The sequence below is a fragment of the Psychrobacter sp. W2-37-MNA-CIBAN-0211 genome, from assembly GCF_040309405.1.
Taxonomy (GTDB): Bacteria; Pseudomonadota; Gammaproteobacteria; order Pseudomonadales; family Moraxellaceae; genus Psychrobacter; species Psychrobacter glaciei.
The window spans coordinates 1-239 of sequence record NZ_JBEOOU010000549.1; the positions used below are offsets into that span (position 1 = coordinate 1).

The following is a 239-nucleotide window of genomic DNA, read 5'->3' on the forward strand; positions in this document are numbered from 1 at the left end:
GTGTTGCCGCGAACGGCCTTCACCTCGGTGGGGGTGTCGTCATTGCCTTCCCAGGCCAGGTCGTCCGGCGGCAGTTCATCCAGGAACCGGCTGGGGGCACAATCGATGATTTCACCGTATTGCTTGCGCTTGGCGGCAAAGGTGAAGGCCAGGGTCTGACGTGCGCGGGTAATGCCCACGTAGGCCAGGCGGCGTTCTTCTTCGATAGTGTCGGCTTCGATACTGGAGCGGTGCGGAAG

The 239-nt window shown here is 62.3% G+C and carries 1 protein-coding gene; it reads right to left on the reverse strand.

Annotated features, from left to right (window positions below):
• The coding region (locus AAEY72_RS16225; protein ID WP_352311709.1) for a 3'-5' exonuclease at positions 1 to 239 on the reverse strand (239 nt) is incomplete at both ends.